Source organism: Cellulomonas sp. P4_A2, from assembly GCF_056402515.1.
Genome location: NZ_JBFUHG010000251.1, coordinates 1 through 359 on the forward strand (window position 1 = coordinate 1; position 359 = coordinate 359).

Consider the following 359-nt stretch of genomic DNA (forward strand, 5'->3'; position numbering starts at 1 on the left):
GGCTATCCCTGCCGTGGTGAGCGGTCCGCCGAGCTGGCGCAGGACCGAAGCCCGGCCGCGGTCCGCTCGCGCAGCGCGCCCGCACCCCGGGCCTGGAAGGAGACGGCGAGGACCTCGGGATCGTCGGTGGAGTAGAGCCGGCAGCCCTCGGCGAAGACGAACGGCACGAGCAGGAGCCGCCGCTCGCCCGCCCGGTACTCGGCGTCGATGTGCTTCGTCAGYTCAAGGACGGGCGACGTCCACTTGGCCCGTGCCTCCAGCCCGGCGAAGAGCGCGTCGACCACTTCGATCGCGAAGGTCCGGGCGCGGATGAGGACTTCGTCCTCGACCAGACGGCGCATGGTCGACCAGTGCTGCTC

The 359-nt window shown here is 71.8% G+C and carries 1 protein-coding gene; it reads right to left on the reverse strand.

Going from position 1 to position 359, the window contains the following annotated elements:
- Nucleotides 1–2: 2 nt before the first annotated feature.
- Nucleotides 3–359, reverse strand: a 357-nt coding sequence (locus AC1DUE_RS20935) for a hypothetical protein (RefSeq protein WP_477041311.1), incomplete at its 5' end; no start/stop codon positions are given.